Genomic DNA, 22899 nt, shown 5'->3' with positions numbered 1-22899 from the left:
AGCCACTGGTTAATATTATGCAACACCCATGCCAGAATGCAAAACAAAATATTAACAGTTTGAAATATATGAGTTTTACTCGTTTAGCCTGTTAATTATCGGTTGAATGATTTCCAGGCTAAGTGTCGCTGTTAAGCAACACCTTAACGGGAACCTTTACTGCCACATATAAATCAATGAGTTAAATGTCGCCTTTTGGAGACAGTTGGATTACGGGTCTGTCGCGTAATTGCGACACAAATAAAAAAGCCCGGTGGAGCTTTCGCTTACCGGGCCTGGAAGGGTGTGTGGCTAAAACTTAACCCAACTGCTTACGCGCGTTGCGGAAGATACGCATCCACGGGCTGTCCTCGCCCCAGTTGTCCGGGTGCCAGGAGTTGCTCACGGTACGGAATACGCGTTCCGGGTGCGGCATCATGATGGTCGCGCGACCGCTTTCGCTGGTCACCGCCGTAATACCGTTGGCGGAGCCGTTCGGGTTAGCCGGGTAAGTTTCAGTCACCTTGCCGAAGTTATCGACAAAGCGCAGCGCCACCAGGCCTTTGCTCTCCAGCTGAGCCAGATGCGCAGCATCACGTACTTCTACCTGACCTTCACCGTGGGAAACGGCGATTGGCATCTGAGAACCGACCATTCCCTGCAGCAGCAGAGACGGGCTTTGGGTCACTTCCACCAGGCTGAAGCGCGCCTCGAAGCGGTCAGACTGGTTGCGCACAAAGCGCGGCCAGGCTTCGCTGCCCGGGATCAGCTCGCGCAGGTTAGACATCATCTGGCAGCCGTTACACACGCCCAGCGCCAGGGTCTGCGGACGGTGGAAGAAGGTTTCGAACTCGTCGCGCACGCGGCTGTTGAACAGGATGGACTTCGCCCAGCCTTCGCCCGCGCCCAGCACGTCGCCGTAGGAGAAGCCGCCGCACGCCACCAACGCCTGGAAATATTCCAGACCGGTACGTCCGGCCAGCAGGTCGCTCATGTGGACGTCGATAGCGTCAAAGCCCGCGCGGTGGAAGGCAGCCGCCATCTCAACGTGGGAGTTGACGCCCTGCTCGCGCAGCACGGCCACTTTTGGACGCGCGCCGGTCGCAATGTACGGCGCAGCGATATCTTCGTTAATGTCGAAGGAGAGCTTCACGTTCAGGCCTGGATCCTGGTCATTCGCTTTCGCGTTATGCTCCTGATCGGCACATTCCGGGTTATCACGCAGGCGCTGCATCTGCCAGGTGGTTTCCGCCCACCACATGCGCAGCGTGGTGCGGCTTTCGCTGAATACCGCGTGACCGTCTGCTTCAATCACGAAGCGGTCGCCCTGAACGGCTTTACCCAGATAGTGCACGCAGTCTGCCAGACCGTGCTTCGCCAGAATCGCTTCAACCGCGTCGCGATCCGCCGCGCGCACCTGAATCACGGCGCCCAGCTCTTCGTTGAACAGCGCCGCCAGACGGTCTTCGCCCAGCGTCGCAATGTTCGCTTCCACGCCACAGTGGCCGGTGAAGGCCATCTCTGCCAGGGTCACCAGCAGGCCGCCGTCGGAACGGTCGTGGTAGGCCAGCAGCTTACGCTGCGCCACCAGCGCCTGAATCGCGTCGTAGAAGCCTTTCAGCTGGGCCACGTCACGCACGTCGGCTGGCTTATCGCCGAGCTGGCGGTAAACCTGCGCCAGCGCGGTGGCACCCAGCGCGTTGTGGCCTTTACCCAGGTCAATCAGCAGCAGGGCGTTGTCTTCGGTCGCAAGCTGCGGCGTAACGGTGTGACGCACGTCTTCCACGCGGGCAAACGCGGTGATGACCAGCGACAGCGGAGAGGTCATCTCGCGCTGCTCGCTGCCTTCCTGCCAGCGGGTTTTCATCGACATGGAGTCTTTGCCCACCGGAATGGTCAGGCCGAGGGCAGGACACAGCTCCTCGCCCACCGCTTTCACGGCTTCATACAGGCCAGCATCTTCGCCAGGGTGGCCGGCAGCGGCCATCCAGTTGGCGGAGAGCTTGATACGTTTGATATCGCCAATCTGCGTCGCGGCGATGTTGGTCAGCGCTTCACCGACCGCCAGACGGGCAGAAGCAGCGAAGTCCAGCAGCGCCACCGGGGTACGTTCGCCGAGAGCCATCGCTTCGCCGTAGTAGCTGTCGAGGCTCGCGGTGGTCACGGCGCAGTTAGCGACAGGGATCTGCCACGGGCCGACCATCTGATCGCGCGATACCATACCGGTCACGGTGCGGTCGCCGATGGTAACCAGGAAGGTTTTCTCTGCCACAGCAGGCAGGTGCAGCACGCGGTTGACCGCTTCTGCCACGGTGATGCCCTGGCGATCCAGCGCTTTGCCCGCCGCTTTACGGGTGGTTACGTCGCGGGTCATCTTCGGCGTTTTACCGAGCAGAACGTCGAGCGGCAGATCGATTGGCTGGTTGTCAAAGTGGGTGTCGCTTAAGGAAAGGTGCTGCTCTTCGGTCGCTTCACCGATGACGGCATACGGCGCGCGCTCGCGGCGGCACAGCTCGTCAAACAGCGGCAGCTGGTCGGCAGCAACCGCCAGCACGTAACGCTCCTGGGATTCGTTACACCAGATTTCCAGCGGGCTCATGCCCGGCTCATCGCTCAGGATATCGCGCAGGTTGAAACGCCCGCCGCGGCCGCCGTCGCTTACCAGCTCCGGCATGGCGTTGGACAGGCCGCCCGCGCCCACGTCGTGAATGAAGAGGATCGGGTTAGCGTCGCCCAGTTGCCAGCAGCGGTCGATCACTTCCTGGCAGCGGCGCTCCATCTCAGGGTTGTCGCGCTGCACGGAGGCGAAGTCGAGATCCGCATCAGACTGGCCGGAGGCCATAGAAGAGGCCGCCCCGCCGCCCAGGCCGATGTTCATCGCCGGGCCGCCCAGTACGATCAGCTTCGCGCCGACGACGATCTCGCCTTTCTGCACGTGATCGGCACGGATGTTGCCGATCCCGCCCGCCAGCATGATCGGTTTGTGGTAGCCGCGCAGCTCTTCGCCGTTGTGGCTGTCCACTTTCTCTTCATAGGTGCGGAAGTAACCGTTCAGCGCCGGACGACCAAATTCGTTGTTAAACGCCGCGCCGCCCAGCGGGCCTTCGGTCATGATATCCAGCGCGGTCACGATACGCTCTGGCTTGCCGAAATCTTCTTCCCACGGCTGTTCAAAGCCCGGGATACGCAGGTTAGAGACGGAGAAACCGACCAGACCCGCTTTGGGTTTAGCGCCACGACCGGTCGCACCTTCATCACGGATTTCACCGCCGGAGCCGGTCGCCGCGCCCGGCCACGGGGAGATCGCCGTCGGGTGGTTGTGGGTTTCCACTTTCATCAGGATATGCGCGGGCTCCTGATGGAAGTCATAGCGCCCTGCTTCGCGATCGGCGAAGAAGCGGCCCACCTCGGAACCTTCCATTACCGCGGCGTTGTCCTTATAGGCAGACAGCACGTGGTCAGGGGTTTGCTCCATGGTGTTTTTGATCATTTTGAACAGCGACTTCGGCTGCTGTTCGCCGTCAATAATCCAGTCGGCGTTGAAAATCTTGTGGCGGCAGTGCTCAGAGTTAGCCTGCGCGAACATGTAGAGTTCGATGTCGTTCGGGTTACGGTTGAGCTTAACAAACGCATCCTGCAGGTAATCAATTTCGTCTTCAGCCAGCGCCAGGCCGAGACGCAGGTTGGCGTCAATCAGCGCCTGACGGCCCTGCCCCAGCAGGTCTACGCTCTGTACCGGCGCAGGCTGATGGTGAGAGAAAAGCTTCTGCGCGTCATCGAGAGAGGCAAATACGCTCTCCATCATGCGATCGTGCAGTTCAGCCGCAACCGCCTGCCACTGCGCGTCGCTCAGGGTAGAGGCTTCCACGTAGTACGCCACGCCGCGTTCCAGACGGTTAATCTGGCTCAGGCCACAGTTGTGGGCGATGTCAGTGGCTTTGGAAGACCAGGGGGAGATGGTGCCCGGACGAGGCGTCGCAAGGATCAGTTTGCCGGTTGGCGTATGGCTGCTCAGGCTTGGGCCATACTTGAGCAGGCGTTCCAGCTGTACGCGCTCCTCTGCATTCAGGGGGGCATTCAGGTCAGCAAAATGGACATACTCAGCGTAAATATTGCTTACCGGAAGGTCGGCCGCCTGAAAACGTGCCAGCAGTTTAGTGATACGGAAGGCAGACAGTGCAGGCGAACCACGCAGAATTTCCATCATAAGTCTCTCGTCTTCGAAGCGCCGGGGCGCTTACAGTGTGCGCAAGGGGGGAAAACGGGCGTCATTATAGAGAATCCTGAGCGCCGACGAAACCGTTTGCGTCGAAATAAAATTTGCACAGAGATTTAACAATAGATGTGACCTGTCTCTCTAATTGGTTGCCAAGTGGCGTAAGTTTACGCAAAATGCCGCTCATTCAATGGCAAACCTTATGATTAACATGGCTACAGCAAACTGAGGCAACCGGCGTCGCAGAGAATTAACTAATTGAAAAAATTAAAGATTAATTATCTGCTCATCGGCATTGTAACGTTGCTGCTGGCAGTGGCCCTCTGGCCTTCCATCCCCTGGTTCGGCAAAGCCGAAAACCGTATCGCCGCCATTCAGGAGCGGGGGGAATTGCGCGTCAGTACCCTCAACTCCCCGCTGATTTACAGCGACGTCAACGGCAAAATCATTGGTCTGGATTATGAACTTGCACAACAGTTCGCCGACTATCTTGGCGTGAAGCTTAAAATCACCGTCCGCCAGAATATCAACGAGCTGTTTGACGACCTCGATAACGACGATGCCGATATGCTCGCCGCCGGGCTGGTGTATAACAGCGAGCGCAGCAAGAACTACCAGCCAGGCCCGACCTACTACTCCGTTTCTCAGCAGCTGGTTTACCGCGTCGGGAGCCTGCGCCCGCGCTCGCTGGCTTCAATTAACGATCGGCAGCTGACGATTGCGCCCGGCCACGTGGTGATTGACGATCTGCGGGAGCTCAAGGAGAAGAAATATCCCGACCTGAGCTGGACGGTGGATCCGAAACTCGGCACGACGGAGCTGCTGGAGCAGGTAAAAGATCAGAAGGTGTCCTACACCATCGCCGATTCGGTCGCGATCAGCCTGTTCCAGCGGGTGCATCCTGAAATCGCCGTGGCGCTGGACGTCACCGACGAGCAGCCCGTGACCTGGTTTAGCCAGCTTGATGACGATCAGACCTTCTCTGCCGCGATGCTTGATTTCTTCAACACCATCAATGAAGACGGTACCCTGGCGCGTCTCGAAGAGAAGTACCTCGGGCACGGCGATGACTTTGACTACGTTGATACCCGCAGCTTCCTGCGAGCAGTAGACAGCGTCCTGCCGGATCTGCAGCCGCTGTTCGAAAAATACGCCCAGGAGATTGACTGGAAGCTGCTGGCGGCTATTTCGTATCAGGAATCCCACTGGGATACCCAGGCCACGTCGCCCACGGGGGTACGCGGTTTGATGATGTTAACCAAAAATACCGCGCTGAGCCTTGGCGTCAATGACCGTACCGATGCCGAACAGAGCATCAGCGGCGGTGCGCGCTACCTGCAGGATATGATGGCCAAAGTACCGGAAACGGTGCCGGAAGAAGAGCGGATCTGGTTTGCGCTGGCGGCCTACAATATGGGCTACGCGCATATGCTTGATGCGCGAGCGTTGACGGCCAAAACGAAAGGTAACCCGGACAGCTGGTCAGACGTTAAGCAGCGCCTGCCGCTGCTGAGCCAAAAGCCATGGTATAACAAGCTGACATACGGCTACGCGCGCGGGCATGAAGCCTACGCCTACGTGGAAAATATCCGTAAATATCAGATTAGCCTGGTCGGGTATCTGCTGGAGAAAGAGAAAGAGGCGACGGAGGCCAAACAGCTGGCTCAAAGTTACCCGGTCGTGGCGCCGGACGAGCTTAATCGTCCGACAGCTTCAATTCTGCCTTTTGCTGCTTTTTCTGCTGACGGCGCATTCGAAAGAAATCGCTTAATAGCCCCGAACACTCTGGTGCAAGCACCCCACCGATAGTCTTCACCTGGTGGTTCATACCAGGGTGACCCAGCACGTCCATCAGCGAACCGGCCGCACCGGTTTTTTCATCCCGCGCGCCGAAAACCAACGTCCCGATCCGGCTGTGCACCATCGCGCCGGAGCACATCACGCACGGCTCCAGCGTCACATACAGCGTGGTATCAAGCAGACGATAGTTTTGCAGCACCAGACCGCCCTGGCGAAGCGCCATAATTTCGGCATGCGCGGTAGGATCGTGGCGACCAATAGGCCGGTTCCACCCTTCGCCAATCACCTGATTGTTATGGACCAGCACCGCGCCCACGGGCACTTCGCCCTCGTCCCAGGCGCGTTGAGCCAGCGTCAGCGCGTGGCGCATCCAGTATTCATGATTGTGTACAGGGTTGGACAAAGGCGATACTCCAGTCGAAAAGCGGGCGGCATTATACACGCCAGTTTTAGAGAAGACTATTCGAGTTGCTGAAGTTCGCCTGATGGCGTGACGCGCCAGCGGTGCTGGCAAAAATAGAGCAGCGGGTTGTCCTGCTTGCTGTCGCTGTAGCCGCTGTAGAGGCGCAGCGGCGTACCGATGCGTTTTTCCAGCTGAACCACTTTTTCATGCCCCAGGCAGCGCAGGGTCAGCACCCAGCCGCCGTAGCCGCGGCTAATTTGCGTGGCGATAAGATTCACGCGCGGAAGCCAGGGGGTATCAAAATAGACCTGCTCCACCAGCGTCTGCGGGGAGCCCGTAATCAGCCAGATGTCGGCATCGTTAGCGTCGAGGTAGCTGGTCAGGCGCGCCTGCACAACCGGAAAGGCGGCGACGTGGCCGCGAAACCAGTGCGCAAAATCCTTTTCGAGCTGCTTGAGCCGCGCTTCGCTGTGCCCAAAGGTACATCCCCACAGCAGCAAACTCATCGGCCATCGCGCCGCACGGCCTTTCACCAGCAGCGCGATACCGATAACCGGTAAGAGCGGCAGCACGAGCAGCGCATTCAAAGGCTGACGCCGCAGCAGGTAACGCATAAACGTACCAAACATATCCTGCTGATGCAGCGTTCCATCCAGATCGAAAAAGACAACGCGACGCGCGTGATTTGCCAAACCTTACTCCTCTGGGTCGTTGAAACCTAACAGCCAGGTAAACAGGAACCCGGCGATCACCGCTACTAAATAGCCTAACAGATAGAGCATCACTTTTCCGGTCACGATGGTTAATGCCAGCGGTAAACCGGAAAGCCCAAAGGTGATAACGGTAGCGACTTTCCAGTAGCTGATCAGCGCCCCGCCTACCGCGCCCCCCAGACAGGCGGCGAGGAACGGTTTACCCAGCGGCAGCGTAACGCCGAAAATCAGCGGCTCGCCGATGCCGAGCAGTCCGACCGGGAGCGCGCCTTTAATCATTTTTTTCAGACGCGCGTTGCGGGTTTTCATCAGTACGGCAATTGCCGCGCCGACCTGCCCCACCCCCGCCATCGACAGGATAGGCAGCAGCGCGTTATAGCCGTGCGCCTGTACAAGCTCGACGTGGATCGGCACCAGCCCCTGGTGCAGGCCGGTCAGCACCAGCGGCAGGAAGGTACCGGAAAGCACAGCGCCAACCAGCAGCCCGCCTCGGTCGATAGCCAGAGACGCACCGTGAGCGATGGCTTCAGAGATCCACCCGCCTAGCGGCTGGAGGGCCACAATCGCTACGCTACCGGTAATGAGCGTGGTCAACAGCGGGTTGAGAATCAGCTCGATCGAGCCAGGCAGAACCGCGCGCAGCCTTTTCTCGATCCAGCTCATCAGGATGACCACCAGCAGCACGGCGATCACCCCGCCGCGGCCCGGTTGGAGCGCCTCGCCAAACAGCGTGATCTGCGCCAGCTGCGGGCTGGACAAGATGCCCGCCATTACCCCGCCCATCGCCAGCGATCCGCCAAACACCTTCGCGGTATTCACCCCGACCAGAATGTTCATGATGGCGAAAACAGCGCTGCCGAAGATCCCGAGAATCCCCAGCAGGTTCGGATACTGCGTGGCGAAATCCCCCACAATATCCGGTCGCTTGAGGATGTTGATGATCCCGGTGATCAGGCCTGAGGCAATAAACGCCGGGATTAGTGGAATAAAGACGTTTGCCAGCTGACGCAGCGCATCGCTCATGGGGGCTTTGTATTTGGCCTTTGCCTGCGCCCTGGTGCGCTCCGCATCGTCCATCGACGCGCTCGCGCTAACGCCCATCAGCGCGCGCATGGCATCGACAACCTGCGCCGCTTTCCCCGGACCGACGATCAGCTGATGCTGCTGCCCTTGTTTCACGTAGCCGCTGACGCCGGACAGCTGCTTAAGGCGCGGTACGTCAAGCTGGTCGTCGTTATGTACCTCGACTCGCACGCGCGTCATGCAGTTTTCGAGACGCTGAATATTTTTTTCCCCACCGATCCCCTGCAGGATATCGCTGGCGAGCGCTGCTGTTTTGTCCATAGACGCCTCTGTTAGTTTTCTAATGCCGCCCGTAAGAAGCCGTTATGCGCAGCGAGTTTGGCCCTCGCGGCCGCCGCATCCAGCCCGCTCAGGATCATCAGAATGGCCGGTTTAACATCGTGAGCGGTCTGCCTGAGCACCGCTTCTGCCTCTTCACGGCCTGCGCCTGTCGCCTCCATCACCATGCGGCAGGCTCTGTCCACCAGCTTGACGTTGGTGGCCTGCATATCCACCATCAGGTTCTGATAAACCTTGCCGAACTTCACCATCGCGCCGGTGGAGATCATATTGAGCACCAGCTTTTGCGCGGTCCCGGATTTCAGGCGCGTGGAGCCGGTGAGCGCTTCCGGCCCGACTACCGGAGAGATAGCGATAGCGGCCACCTGCGCAATCGGGGAACCCGGATTACAGGAGATGGCGACCGTCGTGCAGCCCGTCCGGTTGGCGTATTCCAGCCCGCCAATGACGTACGGGGTGCGCCCGGATGCCGCCAGCCCGACCACCAGATCCTTCGCGGTCAGATTCAGATCCTTCAGGTCATCCTCGCCCAGCTGTTTATTGTCTTCCGCTCCCTCAACGGCTTTCAGCAGCGCGCCGGGTCCACCGGCAATCAGCCCAACGACCAGACCGTGCGGCACCCCAAAGGTGGGCGGACATTCTGACGCATCCAGAACCCCAAGACGCCCGCTGGTACCCGCTCCCATGTAGATAATGCGACCGCCGGCCTTAAGGGCTTCCGCCGCCGCATCGACCGCTTTCGCCACCTCGGGTAAAGTCTCTTTCACTGCCTGCGCGACCAGCGTATCCTGTTGATTAAAGCGGTTAACCAGCTCCAGGGTGGAGAGCGCATCCAGATCCATGGTTTGTGGGTTACGCGTTTCAGAAACAAGTGAGCCAAGATTCATTTTTGTACCTCAAGAATTTTTAATTCATAATAATCACACTATAATGGAATATAAAATTCATTCAGGCGAGCAAAATTCGTATTTGCGCAGATAATCACATTTTCGCCAGGAGACCCTATGAACTGTTTAATTCGCATTCGCCAGCGTTATGCAGGCTTTGCCCAAAGCGACAAGAAGCTGGCGGATTTTCTGCTTTCTCAACCCGATCATGCACGCCACCTCAGCTCGCAGCAGCTGGCGAGTGAAGCCGGCGTGAGCCAGTCCAGCGTGGTGAAGTTTGCCCAGAAGATTGGCTTTAAGGGGTTCCCCGCCCTCAAGCTGGCGATCAGCGAAGCGCTGGTGAGCAACCCCAACCCGCAGTCAATGCCGGTGCATAATCAGATCCGCGGCGATGACCCGATGCGGCTGGTTGGCGAAAAGCTGATCAAAGAGAACGTGGCGGCTATGCACGCGACGCTCGACGTGAATACGGAAGAGAAGCTGCTGGAGAGCGTAGCGATGCTGCGCGGCGCGCGGCGCATCATCCTGACCGGTATCGGGGCGTCCGGACTTGTGGCGCGTAACTTTGGCTGGAAGCTGACGAAAATTGGGCTTAACGCCATCGTCGAGCAGGATATGCACGCCCTGCTGGCGACCGTACAGGCGATGGATCCTGACGATCTGCTGCTGGCTATCTCCTACTCCGGCGAGCGTCGAGAGATCAACATGGCAACCGATGAAGCGCTACGCGTCGGCGGTAAAATTCTGGCGATCACCGGTTTTACCCCGAATGCCCTGCAGCAGCGGGCCACGCGCTGTTTATATACCATTGCCGAAGAGCAGGCCACGCGCAGCGCGGCTATCTCGTCCACCAGCGCGCAAATGATGCTGACGGACCTGCTGTTTATGGCGCTGGTGCAGCAGGATCTGGAGCGCGCGCCCGAACGCATTCGTCACAGCGAAGAACTGGTAAAGAAACTGGTTTGACGCTTATAATGCCCGCCCGGTTTGTGTTGTTTCTGAGAATTTCCTGATGGCGCTGTTAATTACCAAAAAATGCATTAATTGCGATATGTGCGAGCCCGAATGCCCGAACCAGGCGATTTCGATGGGCGACAGCATTTATGAGATTAACAGCGACCGCTGCACGGAATGCATCGGCCACTATGAAACGCCGACCTGTCAGAAAGTGTGCCCGATCCCGAATACCATCCTGAAGGATCCGGCCCACGTTGAGAGCGAAGAGCAGCTATGGGATAAGTTTGTCCTGATGCACCACGCGGACAAACTTTAACTTTCGATGATCACCGTCGCGCTGGCATAGTGGCGTTCATCCGCGATCGTCACGTGCATGTGATTCACCCCCAGCTTTTCCGCCAGCTTTTGCGCTTCTCCCCACAGACGCAGGCTCGGTTTGCCCAGCTCATCGTTAAACACTTCGAACTGATTAAACGCCAGGCCGTTACGAATGCCGGTTCCGAAGGCTTTGGCCGCCGCCTCTTTTACCGCAAAGCGCTTTGCCAGAAAACGCACCGGCTGCTGATGCGCTTCCCAGATGGCCCACTCGTTATCGCTCAGCACGCGTTTTGCGAGGCGATCGCCGCTACGGGCGATCACCGCTTCAATACGGGCTATTTCAACGATATCGGTGCCTAAGCCCAGAATGGCCATTACTGACGCGCTTCCTGCATCAGGCGTTTCATTTCTGAAACCGCCTCTTTCAGGCCGCTCATCACCGCGCGGCCAATGATGGCGTGGCCGATGTTCAGCTCGTGCATTTCCGACAGCGCGGCAATGGCCTTCACGTTATGGTAGGTCAGGCCGTGACCGGCGTTAACCTTCAGGCCCAGGCTTGAGGCGTACGTGGCCGCTTTGGCAATACGCTCCAGCTCTTTGGCCTGCTCGGCGTCGTTTTTGGCATCGGCATAGCAGCCGGTGTGGATTTCGATATACGGTGCACCCACGTCGGCCGCCGCTTTAATCTGGGCGAAATCGGCGTCGATAAACAGAGAAACCAGGATACCGGCATCCGCCAGGCGCTTGCAGGCATCGCGCATTTTGTCGAGCTGACCGGCCACATCCAGACCGCCTTCGGTGGTTACTTCCTGGCGTTTTTCCGGCACCAGGCAGCAGAAATGCGGCTGGGTCTCGCAGGCAATCGCCAGCATCTCTTCGGTGACCGCCATCTCCAGATTCATACGGGTGTCCAGCGTCTGACGCAGAATGCGCACGTCGCGATCGGTGATATGGCGACGGTCTTCACGCAGGTGAACGGTAATGCCGTCAGCGCCAGCCTGTTCAGCGATAAACGCTGCCTGAACCGGATCGGGATACGCCGTGCCGCGCGCATTACGCAGCGTGGCGATGTGGTCGATGTTGACGCCTAACAGTAATTCAGCCATGACAATCCTCGGTATTTTGGTTCATTTCTCTTCCCCTCTTCCCTCCGGGAGAGGGCTGGGGTGAGGGGTAAAACATTAACGTTTCGGCACAAACTGCCTGAATAATTCGCGGCTCTTTAAGGGCTTGCCGCCAAGATAAGGCTTGAGGGCAATCCGGGTAAAGCGTTTTGCTGCGCGCAGGGTGTCCAGATCGGGAAACTCGCGCTCATACAGCGCCCGGAGCTGGCGCCCGGTAAAGGTGCTGTTGTCTATCACGATACTGGCAATGAAGCCTTTTTCTTCGCGGTAGCGGTAGGTCATGGTGTCTTCTATCTCGTCACCGCTGCCCGCGCAGTGCAGAAAATCTACGCCGTATCCGAGGTGGCCCAGCAGCGCCAGTTCAAAACGACGCAAGGCGGGTTCGGGCGTGCCGGTTCCGCCAGCCAGCGCCTGGATACAGTGCAGATAATCGAAGAAAAGTTCAGAGAAGCGGGTCTCATGTTCAAGAACGCGTGAGATGAGTTCGTTGACATACAGACCGCTATAGAGCGTGATGCCGGAAAGAGGAAGCGCCAGGGAGACGGCTTCAGCGCTGCGCAGGGTTTTCACTTCCCCTCGCCCACCGAAGCGTACCAGCAGCGGCGTGAAAGGCTGTAGGGCACCTTTCAGGTTAGAACGTTTGGAACGTGCGCCTTTCGCAACAAGGCGCACGCGGCCCGACTCTTCCGTGAAGACGTCCAGCATAAGGCTGGTTTCGCTCCAGGGACGACTATGCAGGACAAAGGCGCGCTGCCATCCATCCATATGCTCGTCGTCTTAAGTTACTGGTCTTCGCCGTAACCGAGGCTGCGCAGAGCACGCTCATCATCGGCCCAGCCAGATTTCACTTTCACCCACAGTTCGAGGTGAACCGGCGCTTCGAACATCTCCATCATGTCCTTACGGGCTTCAATGCCGATGGTTTTGATCTTGGCCCCTTTGTTGCCGATCACCATCTTCTTCTGCCCTTCGCGCTCAACGAGGATCAGGCCGTTGATATCGTAGCCACCGCGCTCGTTGGTCTGGAAACGCTCGATCTCCACCGTTACGGAGTAAGGCAGTTCAGCACCCAGGAAACGCATCAGCTTTTCACGGATGATTTCAGACGCCATAAAGCGCTGAGAGCGATCGGTGATGTAGTCTTCCGGGAAGTGATGAATCGCTTCCGGAAGGTGCTTACGCACGATGCCCGCGATGGTATCAACGTTCAGACCGGTCTCAGCAGACAGCGGAACAATGTCGAGAAAGTTCATCTGGCTACCGAGCCACTGCAGATGCGGCAGCAGGTCGGCCTTTTCCTGCACGTTATCAACTTTGTTGACCGCGAGGATGACAGGCGTTTTGCCGTCACGCAGCTTGTTCAGCACCATCTCGTCATCCGGCGTCCAGCGGGTGCCTTCCACAACGAAAATCACCAGCTCTACATCGCCGATCGAGCTGCTCGCCGCCTTGTTCATCAGGCGGTTGATGGCACGCTTCTCTTCCATGTGCAGGCCAGGGGTATCGACGTAGATCGCCTGATACGCGCCTTCAGTATGGATGCCGACGATGCGGTGACGCGTGGTCTGCGCCTTACGCGAAGTGATAGAAATCTTCTGCCCAAGCAGATTATTCAGCAGGGTGGATTTGCCAACGTTCGGACGTCCGACGATGGCAATAAATCCGCAATAGGTTTTATCTTCGCTCATTCCAGCTCCAGCATTTTTAACGCCTGTTCGGCGGCAGCCTGTTCAGCCTTACGACGGCTTGAACCTGTGCCCACCACCGGTTCACTCAGGCCACTGACCTGGCAATGGATGGTAAATTCCTGATCGTGCGCTTCGCCACGCACCTGTACCACCAGATAAGACGGCAGCGGCAGATGACGACCCTGCAAATATTCCTGCAGACGCGTTTTCGGATCTTTTTGTTTATCGCCCGGGCTGATTTCGTCCAGACGGGTCTGATACCAGTTCAGGATCAGCTTTTCTACGGTCTGGATATCGCTGTCCAGGAACACACCACCAATTAATGCTTCGACCGTATCGGCAAGAATAGATTCACGACGGAAGCCGCCGCTTTTCAGTTCACCCGGTCCAAGACGCAGACATTCGCCCAGTTCAAACTCGCGCGCGATTTCCGCAAGGGTATTACCCCGAACCAGCGTGGCACGCATGCGGCTCATATCACCCTCGTCCACACGCGGGAAACGATGATAAAGCGCATTCGCAATCACGAAACTTAAAATAGAGTCGCCTAAAAACTCGAGACGCTCATTATGTTTGCTGCTGGCACTGCGGTGGGTTAATGCCTGTTGCAACAACTCCTGATGATGAAAAGTGTAGCCCAGCTTCCGTTGAAGCCGATTAATTACGATGGGGTTCATGCGATACCAATAAATGAATGCGTCAAAAATGCAGCACACGAAACCGACCTGAGAAAACCAACGCGGTTTCGTGTGCCGTGGCACCCTTGCAGGGCCAACCTTAAACTTCGGGGGAATATTCTATACACAACGACAGGGGATGTCGTTAGTTCGAAGAGATTTATCGTGGAAATAATTCACGTAGCCGCTAATAAAAGCGGCTACGCGTTCATTTATTGAGAATTAATGGATTCCGCCGATACGATTCAGGCGTACACCGGTCGGCCATTCGCCTTCCTGCTTCTCAAAACTCATCCAGATGGCGGTGGCTTTGCCGACCAGATTCGCTTCCGGCACAAAGCCCCAGTAACGGCTGTCCGCAGAGTTATCGCGGTTGTCACCCATCATGAAGTAATGTCCTGGCGGTACAATCCAGCTAGCCAGCTGCTGGCCCGGCTGGCGATAGTACATACCCAGCTGATCCTGCGCGATTGGCACGGTGAGGATTCGGTGCGTCACATCGCCCAGCGTCTCTTTGCGCTCAACCAGACGGATGCCGTCCTCTTTGGTTTCACCTTTCGGTACCTGGAAGAATCCGCTGGTCGCTTCGCCGCCGTTACGACGGGCAAAGGTCTGCACAAAATCACTTGGCTCAACGTTTGAGTAGGTGATTGGCAGCGCGTTTTCACATGCGGTACCGGAGCTGCAGCCCGGCTGAACGGTGACTTCTTTCGCAACCGGATCGTAAGTCACTTTATCACCCGGCAGACCTACCGCGCGCTTGATGTAGTCCAGGCGCGGATCTTCCGGATATTTGAACACCACGATGTCGCCACGTTTCGGATGACCGGTTTCGATCAGCGTTTTCTGGTAGATAGGATCTTTAATGCCGTAGGCAAACTTCTCTACCAGAATAAAATCACCAATCAGCAGCGTTGGCATCATTGACCCTGATGGGATTTGGAACGGCTCATAAATAAACGAACGCACCACCAGAACAATTGCCAGCACCGGAAATACCGAGGCGCCCGTTTCCAGCCAGCCCGGTTTCGGGCCGACTTTCTTCAGGGTTTTCGCGTCAATCCCATCTCCAGTGGCTGCCTGTGCGGCAGCCTGACGTTCACGACGTTTTGGGGCGAAGATAAACTTATCCAGACACCACAGCAGACCTGTCACCAGGGTAGCAATGACCAGGATCAGGGCAAACATGTTCGCCATGCCAACTCCTTAGGGTTATTTGCCGTCTTTACCAACATGAAGGATGGCAAGGAATGCTTCCTGCGGCAGCTCGACGTTACCGACCTGCTTCATACGCTTCTTACCTTCTTTCTGCTTCTGCAGCAGCTTTTTCTTACGGCTGACGTCACCGCCATAGCACTTCGCCAGAACGTTTTTACGCAGCTGTTTCACGGTTGAACGCGCGATAATGTGGTTGCCAATCGCCGCCTGAATCGCGATATCGAACTGCTGACGCGGGATCAGATCTTTCATCTTCTCAACCAGCTCGCGGCCACGGTACGGCGCATTGTCGTTGTGGGTGATCAGCGCCAGCGCATCCACGCGCTCGCCGTTGATCAGCACGTCCACACGCACCATGTTGGAAGCCTGGAAGCGTTTAAAGTTGTAATCCAGTGACGCATAGCCACGGGAGGTCGACTTCAGACGGTCGAAGAAGTCGAGTACCACTTCCGCCATCGGGATTTCATAGGTCAGCGCCACCTGGTTACCGTGGTAAACCATGTTGGTCTGCACGCCACGCTTCTCAATACACAGCGTAATGACGTTACCCAGGAATTCCTGCGGCAGCAGCATGTGACACTCTGCGATAGGCTCACGCAGCTCCTGAATGTTGTTCAGCGGCGGCAGCTTGGACGGGCTATCGACGTAGATCACTTCTTTCGAGGTGGTTTCAACTTCATAGACTACGGTCGGCGCCGTGGTGATCAGATCCAGATCGTATTCACGCTCCAGACGCTCCTGAATGATCTCCATGTGCAGTAGACCAAGGAAGCCACAGCGGAAACCGAAGCCCAGCGCCGTTGAGCTTTCTGGCTCGTAGAACAGTGAAGCATCGTTCAGGCTCAGTTTACCGAGCGCGTCACGGAAGTTTTCGTAGTCGTCAGAGCTGACCGGGAACAGACCCGCGTAAACCTGCGGTTTCACCTTTTTAAAGCCTGGCAGCGCTTTGTCCGCCGGGTTACGTGCGCCGGTCAGGGTATCGCCCACCGGCGCGCCGAGGATGTCTTTGATGGCGCAGACCAGCCAGCCTACCTCGCCGCATCTCAGCTCGGTACGGTCAACCTGTTTTGGCGTGAAGATGCCCAGACGGTCGGCGTTGTAGACCTGTCCGGTACTCATTACCTTGATTTTGTCGCCTTTGCGCATGGTGCCGTTTTTAATACGCACCAGGGAGACAACGCCCAGATAGTTATCGAACCAGGAGTCGATAATCAGCGCCTGCAGCGGGGCATCCGGATCGCCTTCCGGGGCCGGAATATCACGCACCAGACGTTCCAGCACGTCGGTGACGCCGACACCGGTTTTCGCGGAGCAGCGCACGGCATCGGTCGCGTCAATGCCGACAATATCTTCAATCTCTTCCGCTACGCGCTCAGGATCGGCGGCTGGCAGGTCGATCTTGTTCAGAACCGGCACAACTTCGAGATCCATTTCCATCGCGGTGTAGCAGTTTGCCAGGGTCTGGGCTTCAACGCCCTGCCCGGCATCCACCACCAGCAGCGCGCCTTCACAGGCCGCGAGCGAGCGTGAAACTTCATAGGAGAAGTCAACGTGGCCTGGGGTGTCGATAAAGTTCAGTTGATAGGTTTCACCATCAGCCGCTTTGTAATCAAGCGTAACGCTCTGCGCTTTAATGGTGATACCGCGTTCGCGTTCCAGGTCCATGGAGTCCAGAACCTGGGCTTCCATTTCACGATCAGACAGGCCACCGCAAATCTGGATAATACGGTCAGACAGCGTCGACTTACCGTGGTCAATGTGAGCAATGATCGAAAAGTTACGTATGTTCTTCATATAGTTAAATAATTATGCCTTACGAATTCCTGGAGGCCGCTGTTCTTAGCCTGACGTTTTTCAGTGCGAAAACGCAGCATTCTACACTACATCCTCGCTACCTGGAAATGCACTTAGAGACTGGTATAGCGTGAAGAAAGGACGTTTTCTGTTTTAGGGTGTAAAAAAAGATAAAGCCCGATGGATCACCGGGCCTCAGAAGAGAGCGTTTCAACACGAAGCTGGTCTGGCGCCAGCCCAACGCTGAGAATGACAGGCTGCCACTCTTCGCGTGCGGCGAGCGTCGGAGAGAGCCCTTTGGCAAGCCAGAATCCCCCCACGCCACCCAATGCGGCACCGCACATAGCGGCCACATCGGTACCAAACAGCATCTGAAACAGGCCGCCCATGATAAACAGGCCGACCAGCGGAGAGAGATACACAAGCATAGCGGAGCCGAGCAGGCTGCCTTCCGCGATGCCCAGTTCCACCTTCTGCCCCGCCATCAGCGGCTGTTCGCTTGGCACAGAAATCGTGTGCGATGTTTGCGGCCCGAGCTTATTCAGCACGCGACTGCCGCAGCCGGCGCGGGATGCGCAGCTATTACATGAGGCTTTAACATCGCAGCTCACCAGCGCAATGCCGTTCTGCCATGAGACAACCGTCGCCCACTCTTTGATCATTGTGCAGCCCTGAATTTAATGCTGTCGGAGATGCGCTTCGCCGTCTGCGGAGGGAGTTCTCCCACAATGGTGATCTCTGCGTTATCGCGTACCGTTGTACTCACCGTACGGCGCCCGGTACGCAGCATTTGTTCAGCGCTATTTGCCGTTGCGCGATTAATATTCACCGAAAAGCTGAACAAACCATCCGAATAGAGGCGCGATTCTACCGGCGTTTCAATCGTTGGCAGCTGACGTCGGCTGCTGGACACTTCGCTAAACCCTTGCGGGATCCAGGCAGGTACCCAGTTGAAATTAACGGAATCCCCGGCAGGAACAGAAAGCAGCGGCGGCAGGCTGGCCTTAGCCAGATTCTGCATGCTGTTGCCAACCTGATTGTTCACGCTGAAGGAGATAACCCGGAACTGTTCCAGCGTTTCACCGTCACGGTCGAGCAGGTCAACACGCATGGGGAGTTTGGTTTCGGCATCAATCCAGACGATATAGCTGTAGCGCGTTCCGTCCCGGGCAACAACGCGAATTACCTCGCACAGTCTGTCCGCGATGCGGGTACGCCCTACCGAAATAAAATCGTAGTAAGGGGCAAGCCGTTTAAAGTCGGTGTAAATGAGTGACGGCAGGGAATCAACGATATAGTCGCCATTCAGCGTGAAAGGCTCCAGCCCTGGCTCGAAATAGCTGATTTCGTTACCACGCTGGACAACTTCCCGACGCGGGCCATCCATCTGTAAAAGCTGGGCGAGCGGCTGGTTATCAAGACGGGCATGGCGATAGCGTAACGACTCGACGCCCTGCTTGTTGATGCTGATAAATGCCAACTCGTAATTGAGTGACTGGCTGGCCAGATTCATTTGCTGCAACAACGCCCCGGATGATACATCAGCCGAGGCGTTGGCAGAGAAGAACAGGCTACCCGCCATCAGAGACATGGCGAACCAAAGTTGCTTCATTACTGCGATTGCGTTCCTAAAGTTTGGTTTCCGGGCACCTGCACAGCAGCTTGCTGTGTCTGCGCCTGCTCAAACTGAAGCTGTTCAGAGTGCAGACGACGCTGCAACTCATAATCCTGCAACATCGCATTAATGCGACGGCGCTGCTCCTGAACCTGCTGTTGCTGGCCGCCGCTGGCGGAAGCATCAGCCGGTACGCCCAGGCTTACCGGGCTAGCTTTGCCCATCATCGGCAGTGTGTTAAACACTGGCGCTTCTGGCTGCTGATTAGTTTCAGACTGAGTATTATAGTGCTGGACGCCAACAATAACTGCAAGCGATACGCATGCAGCCACACCCATTTGGGTAAGCTGGCTGGCCCACGGGCGCACCTTTTGCCAGAATGGCATTTTCTGCCACTGGTGAGGCGCGGGTTGAGCTTCAGGAATCAGCGGAGTGGTCTGATGAACAGGCTCATTCTCGATCGCCGCCATGACGCGGGCTGAGATATCGAAATGGAGAACCTCGCCGGTGTCACCGCGAAGGGTGTCACGGATGAGATGGTAACTCTCCCAGGTCTCTTGCATTTCGGGTGAATGAGACAGCTCGTTGAGCAGCTCACTATCCACCGTTTCACCATCCATTAAAGCGGAAAGTTTTTCTTTCTGCATGCCTAATACCTTTTCCAGTATCCCGCTATCGTCAACGCCTGATAAGCGGTTGAACTTTATTATCAATAGCTTCTCGCGCACGGAAAATTCGTGAACGTACCGTGCCGACCGGACAATCCATGATAGCGGCTATCTCTTCATAGCTCAGACCATCCAGCTCCCGTAACGTAATTGCCATACGTAAATCTTCCGGGAGCGACTCGATCGTGCGAAAAACGATTTGTCTCAGTTCTTCTGACAACATTAAGTTCTCAGGGTTCGAAATTTCTTTCAATGCGCCGCCACTTTCGAAGTTTTCGGCGTCGATTGCGTCCACATCACTTGAAGGCGGACGACGGCCCTGAGCGACCAGATAATTCTTTGCCGTATTGACCGCAATACGGTACAGCCAGGTATAAAAAGCACTATCTCCCCGGAAAGAATCCAGCGCGCGATAGGCCTTAATAAAAGACTCTTGCACCACATCAGGCACATCGCCTGACGGTACATAGCGGGAAACCAGGCTCGCCACCTTATGCTGGTAGCGCACCACCAGTAGGTTAAAGGCTTTCTGATCTCCCTTCTGGACCCGTTCAACCAGGACCTGGTCCGTTAACTGCTCGCTCATCCGAGGTAATGTCTCCCCAAACCTAAATTCCACGCGTTATCGAAACGCCACTCTAAAAATACCGCACTTTGAGCAAGCACCGTATTAGAGTGTCTGATCTTCAATAAGTTCCGTAACGCCTTTGTTTTTGTTCATCGCGCCGCAGACCGTTCATTTTCTCTCATTATAAGTCTGTTCACGATACGCACCACTTTCTGACAAGAAACATCTTTTTCCCGCCAGAAGAGTAACGCAACACAGGCTTTATTTCACCACAAAATCTGACGCTAACGATCTGCTTCGCAAAATAATTTCACTCATTTACCCTCCATTTACCTCCGCTTACGCGTTTAGCCATTGCGACAGCCTCTAAAAAAATACGTGCGATATATCGCATTCAGGTGCTATTCTGCCCCAACACTGTTTAGTAAATTAAACAACAATCATGAACACAACACCTGAACTCCATTGTGATGTACTGATTATCGGTAGCGGCGCTGCCGGTCTCTCTCTGGCGCTGCGCCTGGCCGAGCATCAAAACGTAATCGTTCTGAGTAAAGGACCGATAAGTGAAGGTTCCACGTTTTATGCCCAGGGTGGCATTGCCGCCGTGTTTGATGAGACAGACAGCATTGCGTCTCACGTCGAAGATACGCTCATTGCCGGAGCAGGGATCGTGGATGCACACGCCGCAGAGTTTGTCGCCAGCAATGCCCGTCACTGCGTTCAGTGGCTCATCGACCAGGGCGTCTTGTTCGATACTCAGGTTCAACCCAACGGTGAAGAGAGCTACCACCTGACTCGCGAAGGCGGCCATAGCCACCGCCGCATCCTGCACGCAGCGGATGCCACCGGCAAAGAAGTAGAAACCACGCTGGTCAGCAAAGCGCTGAGCCATCCTAATATTCGGGTTCTCGAGCGAAGTAATGCCGTTGACCTGATCATTTCTGACAAGATTGGCCTGCCCGGCACGCGTCGCGTGGTGGGCGCCTGGGTCTGGAACCGCAATAAAGAGAAGGTGGAGACCTGTCAGGCGAAGGCTGTGGTGCTGGCGACGGGCGGCGCCTCCAAGGTGTATCAATACACCACGAACCCGGACATTGCCTCCGGCGACGGTATCGCGATGGCCTGGCGCGCTGGCTGCCGGGTGGCGAATCTCGAATTTAATCAGTTTCACCCCACCGCCCTGTTCCATCCCCAGGCGCGCAACTTCCTGCTGACGGAAGCCCTGCGCGGTGAAGGCGCTTATCTGAAACGCCCTGACGGCTCCCGCTTTATGCCCGACTTTGACGCCCGGGGTGAACTGGCCCCGCGTGACATCGTTGCCCGCGCCATCGATCATGAAATGAAGCGTCTTGGCGTGGACTGCATGTATCTCGATATCAGCCATAAGCCAGCAGAGTTCATTCGCCAGCATTTCCCGATGATTTACGAGAAGCTGCTCAATCTTGGCATTGATTTAACGCGCGACCCGGTGCCCATTGTGCCAGCGGCCCACTATACCTGCGGTGGCGTAATGGTTGACGATCATGGACGTACTGACGTAGACGGTCTGTATGCTATCGGTGAGGTCAGCTATACCGGACTTCACGGCGCGAACCGTATGGCCTCTAACTCGCTGCTTGAGTGTCTGGTGTACGGCTGGTCGGCGGCGGAAGATATCACAAAGCGCATGCCTTACGCCCGCGAGACAGAGCACCTGCCAGCCTGGGATGAAAGCCGGGTGGATAATCCGGACGAGCTGGTCGTGATCCAGCATAACTGGCATGAGCTACGGCTATTTATGTGGGACTACGTGGGGATTGTGCGCACCACGAAACGCCTGGAACGCGCCTTGCGCCGCATCACCATGCTGCAGCAGGAAATTGATGAGTATTATGCCAACTTCCGCGTATCCAATAACCTGCTGGAGCTGCGCAATCTGGTGCAGGTGGCCGAGCTGATTGTCCGCTGCGCGATGATGCGTAAAGAGAGCCGCGGGCTGCACTATACCCTGGACTACCCGGATCAGCTTGCTGAGTCCGGCCCGTCGATACTCGCCCCGCAGGTTTACATAAACAGATAAAACGCCTGGGTCAGAGCAGTGTAATCTTCGGAATAACGCTGGTCTGGCCCACGGATCACCATCCGGTCATTAAAGCATTCACCCTCTTTTGGCGAGAGCGCCAGCAGCACGCGGTGCGGCAGTCGTCCTTCCGTATCCGAAATATCGGTACGCAGACGTAACGTCCAGCCGATCTCCTGCGCGATGCCGATAAACATGTTGCCGGTACTCTCAGGCAGGACCACACAGAAAAAACCTTCTTCGGAGATGAGTTCTGCCGCACTGGTGAGCAGCGCTTTATGATCGAGGGAGCCGGTATAACGCGCCTGTTCACGCTCGGGTGTCCCGCACTCAACGCCGGGTTCGTAGTAGGGAGGGTTGCTGACGATCAGATCGTAACGCGCGGTTTGTTCAGGCGCCCAGGCGAGCACATCTGCGCATTCCACTTTCATTCGGGCTGCCCAGGGAGATTCGGCCATATTGTCACTCGCCTGCTCTGCGGCCTGCGCATCCAGTTCGACGGCATCAATGATGACATGTTCTTCCGTACGCTGCGCCAGCATCAGCGCCACCAGCCCGCTACCGGTACCGATGTCAAGAATACGCTTAACACCTGCGACAGGCGCCCACGCTCCCAGTAAAATACCGTCTGTACCGACCTTCATGGCACAGCGATCGTGAGCGACAAAAAATTGTTTGAACGTAAAACCATCGCGGCGCAGCTGCGCTTTGAGTTGAGACATGTCAGGGCAACCTTCTAAGTGAAACTGGAGTAGCATAGGGGAAAGCGAAGTGGCCGAAAAGCGATATCCATACAAACAGATGAAGATTACAGCCGTAACGTCTATAATCAGCGCCCCACACAGAGGTA

The 22899-nt window shown here is 56.7% G+C and carries 22 protein-coding genes; 4 read left to right on the top strand and 18 right to left on the bottom strand.

What is annotated here, in order from left to right:
- Nucleotides 1-298: 298 nt before the first annotated feature.
- Entirely contained in the window at nucleotides 299-4186 is a 3888-nt protein-coding gene (gene purL, locus ACOTZC_RS11205) for a phosphoribosylformylglycinamidine synthase (RefSeq protein WP_421635771.1), read from the bottom strand.
- 267 nt (nucleotides 4187-4453) lie between these two features.
- Here purL and mltF point away from each other — a divergent pair, with 267 nt between their 5' ends.
- Nucleotides 4454-6004 (top strand): membrane-bound lytic murein transglycosylase MltF, encoded by a 1551-nt coding sequence (gene mltF / locus ACOTZC_RS11200; protein ID WP_045399587.1) that lies wholly within the window; start codon nucleotides 4454-4456, stop codon nucleotides 6002-6004.
- Here mltF and tadA read toward each other — a convergent pair.
- From tadA to murQ, 4 genes are read right to left on the bottom strand one after another with little or no spacing between them, the layout of a single operon-like run.
- Nucleotides 5892-6398, bottom strand: coding sequence for a tRNA adenosine(34) deaminase TadA (tadA, locus tag ACOTZC_RS11195; RefSeq protein WP_045399585.1), 507 nt, complete (start codon nucleotides 6396-6398; stop codon nucleotides 5892-5894). The genes mltF and tadA overlap by 113 nt on opposite strands.
- A 56-nt stretch (nucleotides 6399-6454) precedes the next feature.
- Complete coding sequence (yfhb, locus tag ACOTZC_RS11190) at nucleotides 6455-7090, bottom strand: phosphatidylglycerophosphatase C (RefSeq protein WP_023308841.1); 636 nt, start codon at nucleotides 7088-7090, stop codon at nucleotides 6455-6457.
- Nucleotides 7091-7093: 3 nt separating this feature from the next.
- Complete coding sequence (locus ACOTZC_RS11185; RefSeq protein WP_045399583.1) at nucleotides 7094-8455, bottom strand: PTS transporter subunit EIIC; 1362 nt, start codon at nucleotides 8453-8455, stop codon at nucleotides 7094-7096.
- Between the two features lie 11 nt (nucleotides 8456-8466).
- Nucleotides 8467-9360 carry an N-acetylmuramic acid 6-phosphate etherase gene (murQ, locus tag ACOTZC_RS11180; RefSeq protein WP_045355297.1) on the bottom strand — a complete coding sequence of 298 codons (894 nt, stop codon included), beginning with the start codon at nucleotides 9358-9360 and terminating at the stop codon, nucleotides 8467-8469.
- 117 nt (nucleotides 9361-9477) lie between these two features.
- Here murQ and ACOTZC_RS11175 point away from each other — a divergent pair, with 117 nt between their 5' ends.
- Together ACOTZC_RS11175 and ACOTZC_RS11170 are read left to right on the top strand one after the other, a co-directional pair.
- Complete coding sequence (locus ACOTZC_RS11175; RefSeq protein ID WP_023308844.1) at nucleotides 9478-10326, top strand: MurR/RpiR family transcriptional regulator; 849 nt, start codon at nucleotides 9478-9480, stop codon at nucleotides 10324-10326.
- A gap of 46 nt (nucleotides 10327-10372) precedes the next feature.
- The gene (locus ACOTZC_RS11170) at nucleotides 10373-10633 is read left to right on the top strand and encodes a YfhL family 4Fe-4S dicluster ferredoxin (protein WP_008502177.1); all 261 of its coding nucleotides are present in this window, start codon (nucleotides 10373-10375) and stop codon (nucleotides 10631-10633) included.
- On the opposite strand, the gene acpS is transcribed toward ACOTZC_RS11170, so the two are convergent.
- From acpS to rseD, 12 genes are all read right to left on the bottom strand, one after another.
- Nucleotides 10630-11010 carry a holo-ACP synthase gene (acpS, locus tag ACOTZC_RS11165; protein WP_047173869.1) on the bottom strand — a complete coding sequence of 127 codons (381 nt, stop codon included), beginning with the start codon at nucleotides 11008-11010 and terminating at the stop codon, nucleotides 10630-10632. The genes ACOTZC_RS11170 and acpS overlap by 4 nt on opposite strands.
- Nucleotides 11010-11741: a pyridoxine 5'-phosphate synthase gene (gene pdxJ, locus ACOTZC_RS11160; protein WP_047173868.1), complete on the bottom strand. Its 732-nt coding sequence runs from the start codon at nucleotides 11739-11741 to the stop codon at nucleotides 11010-11012. The genes acpS and pdxJ overlap by 1 nt, the downstream gene beginning before the upstream one ends.
- A 75-nt stretch (nucleotides 11742-11816) precedes the next feature.
- The gene (gene recO, locus ACOTZC_RS11155) at nucleotides 11817-12524 is read right to left on the bottom strand and encodes a DNA repair protein RecO (protein WP_023308846.1); all 708 of its coding nucleotides are present in this window, start codon (nucleotides 12522-12524) and stop codon (nucleotides 11817-11819) included.
- A gap of 17 nt (nucleotides 12525-12541) precedes the next feature.
- Nucleotides 12542-13447 (bottom strand): GTPase Era, encoded by a 906-nt coding sequence (gene era, locus ACOTZC_RS11150; RefSeq protein WP_023308847.1) that lies wholly within the window; start codon nucleotides 13445-13447, stop codon nucleotides 12542-12544.
- On the bottom strand, nucleotides 13444-14124 hold the full coding sequence (gene rnc / locus ACOTZC_RS11145; RefSeq protein ID WP_003860711.1) for a ribonuclease III: 681 nt from the start codon (nucleotides 14122-14124) through the stop codon (nucleotides 13444-13446). The genes era and rnc overlap by 4 nt, the downstream gene beginning before the upstream one ends.
- A gap of 222 nt (nucleotides 14125-14346) precedes the next feature.
- Complete coding sequence (gene lepB / locus ACOTZC_RS11140) at nucleotides 14347-15321, bottom strand: signal peptidase I (RefSeq protein WP_023308848.1); 975 nt, start codon at nucleotides 15319-15321, stop codon at nucleotides 14347-14349.
- A 15-nt stretch (nucleotides 15322-15336) separates the two neighbouring features.
- Nucleotides 15337-17136, bottom strand: a complete 1800-nt coding sequence (lepA, locus tag ACOTZC_RS11135; protein ID WP_109845519.1) for a translation elongation factor 4 — start codon at nucleotides 17134-17136, stop codon at nucleotides 15337-15339.
- Nucleotides 17137-17321: 185 nt separating this feature from the next.
- A complete protein-coding gene (rseC, locus tag ACOTZC_RS11130; protein WP_045399436.1) occupies nucleotides 17322-17798 on the bottom strand; it encodes a SoxR-reducing system protein RseC in 477 nt (158 codons plus the stop codon).
- Entirely contained in the window at nucleotides 17795-18748 is a 954-nt protein-coding gene (gene rseB, locus ACOTZC_RS11125) for a sigma-E factor regulatory protein RseB (protein WP_023308851.1), read from the bottom strand. Before rseB ends, rseC begins: the two co-directional genes overlap by 4 nt.
- On the bottom strand, nucleotides 18748-19398 hold the full coding sequence (gene rseA / locus ACOTZC_RS11120; protein ID WP_008502186.1) for an anti-sigma-E factor RseA: 651 nt from the start codon (nucleotides 19396-19398) through the stop codon (nucleotides 18748-18750). Before rseA ends, rseB begins: the two co-directional genes overlap by 1 nt.
- A gap of 31 nt (nucleotides 19399-19429) precedes the next feature.
- Complete coding sequence (gene rpoE / locus ACOTZC_RS11115) at nucleotides 19430-20005, bottom strand: RNA polymerase sigma factor RpoE (RefSeq protein WP_006176728.1); 576 nt, start codon at nucleotides 20003-20005, stop codon at nucleotides 19430-19432.
- Nucleotides 20002-20085, bottom strand: coding sequence for a rpoE leader peptide RseD (gene rseD, locus ACOTZC_RS11110; RefSeq protein ID WP_223605340.1), 84 nt, complete (start codon nucleotides 20083-20085; stop codon nucleotides 20002-20004). Before rseD ends, rpoE begins: the two co-directional genes overlap by 4 nt.
- Before the next feature lie 344 nt (nucleotides 20086-20429).
- Here rseD and nadB point away from each other — a divergent pair, with 344 nt between their 5' ends.
- Nucleotides 20430-22049, top strand: coding sequence for an L-aspartate oxidase (nadB, locus tag ACOTZC_RS11105; RefSeq protein WP_047173867.1), 1620 nt, complete (start codon nucleotides 20430-20432; stop codon nucleotides 22047-22049).
- Here nadB and trmN read toward each other — a convergent pair.
- Complete coding sequence (gene trmN / locus ACOTZC_RS11100) at nucleotides 22034-22771, bottom strand: tRNA(1)(Val) (adenine(37)-N(6))-methyltransferase TrmN (RefSeq protein WP_045399428.1); 738 nt, start codon at nucleotides 22769-22771, stop codon at nucleotides 22034-22036. The genes nadB and trmN overlap by 16 nt on opposite strands.
- Nucleotides 22772-22899: the final 128 nt, after the last annotated feature.

The organism is Enterobacter cloacae complex sp. SHL009 (assembly GCF_049237205.1).
Classification (GTDB): domain Bacteria; phylum Pseudomonadota; class Gammaproteobacteria; order Enterobacterales; family Enterobacteriaceae; genus Enterobacter; species Enterobacter cloacae_M.
This window is presented reverse-complemented; position numbering and strand designations above follow the sequence as displayed.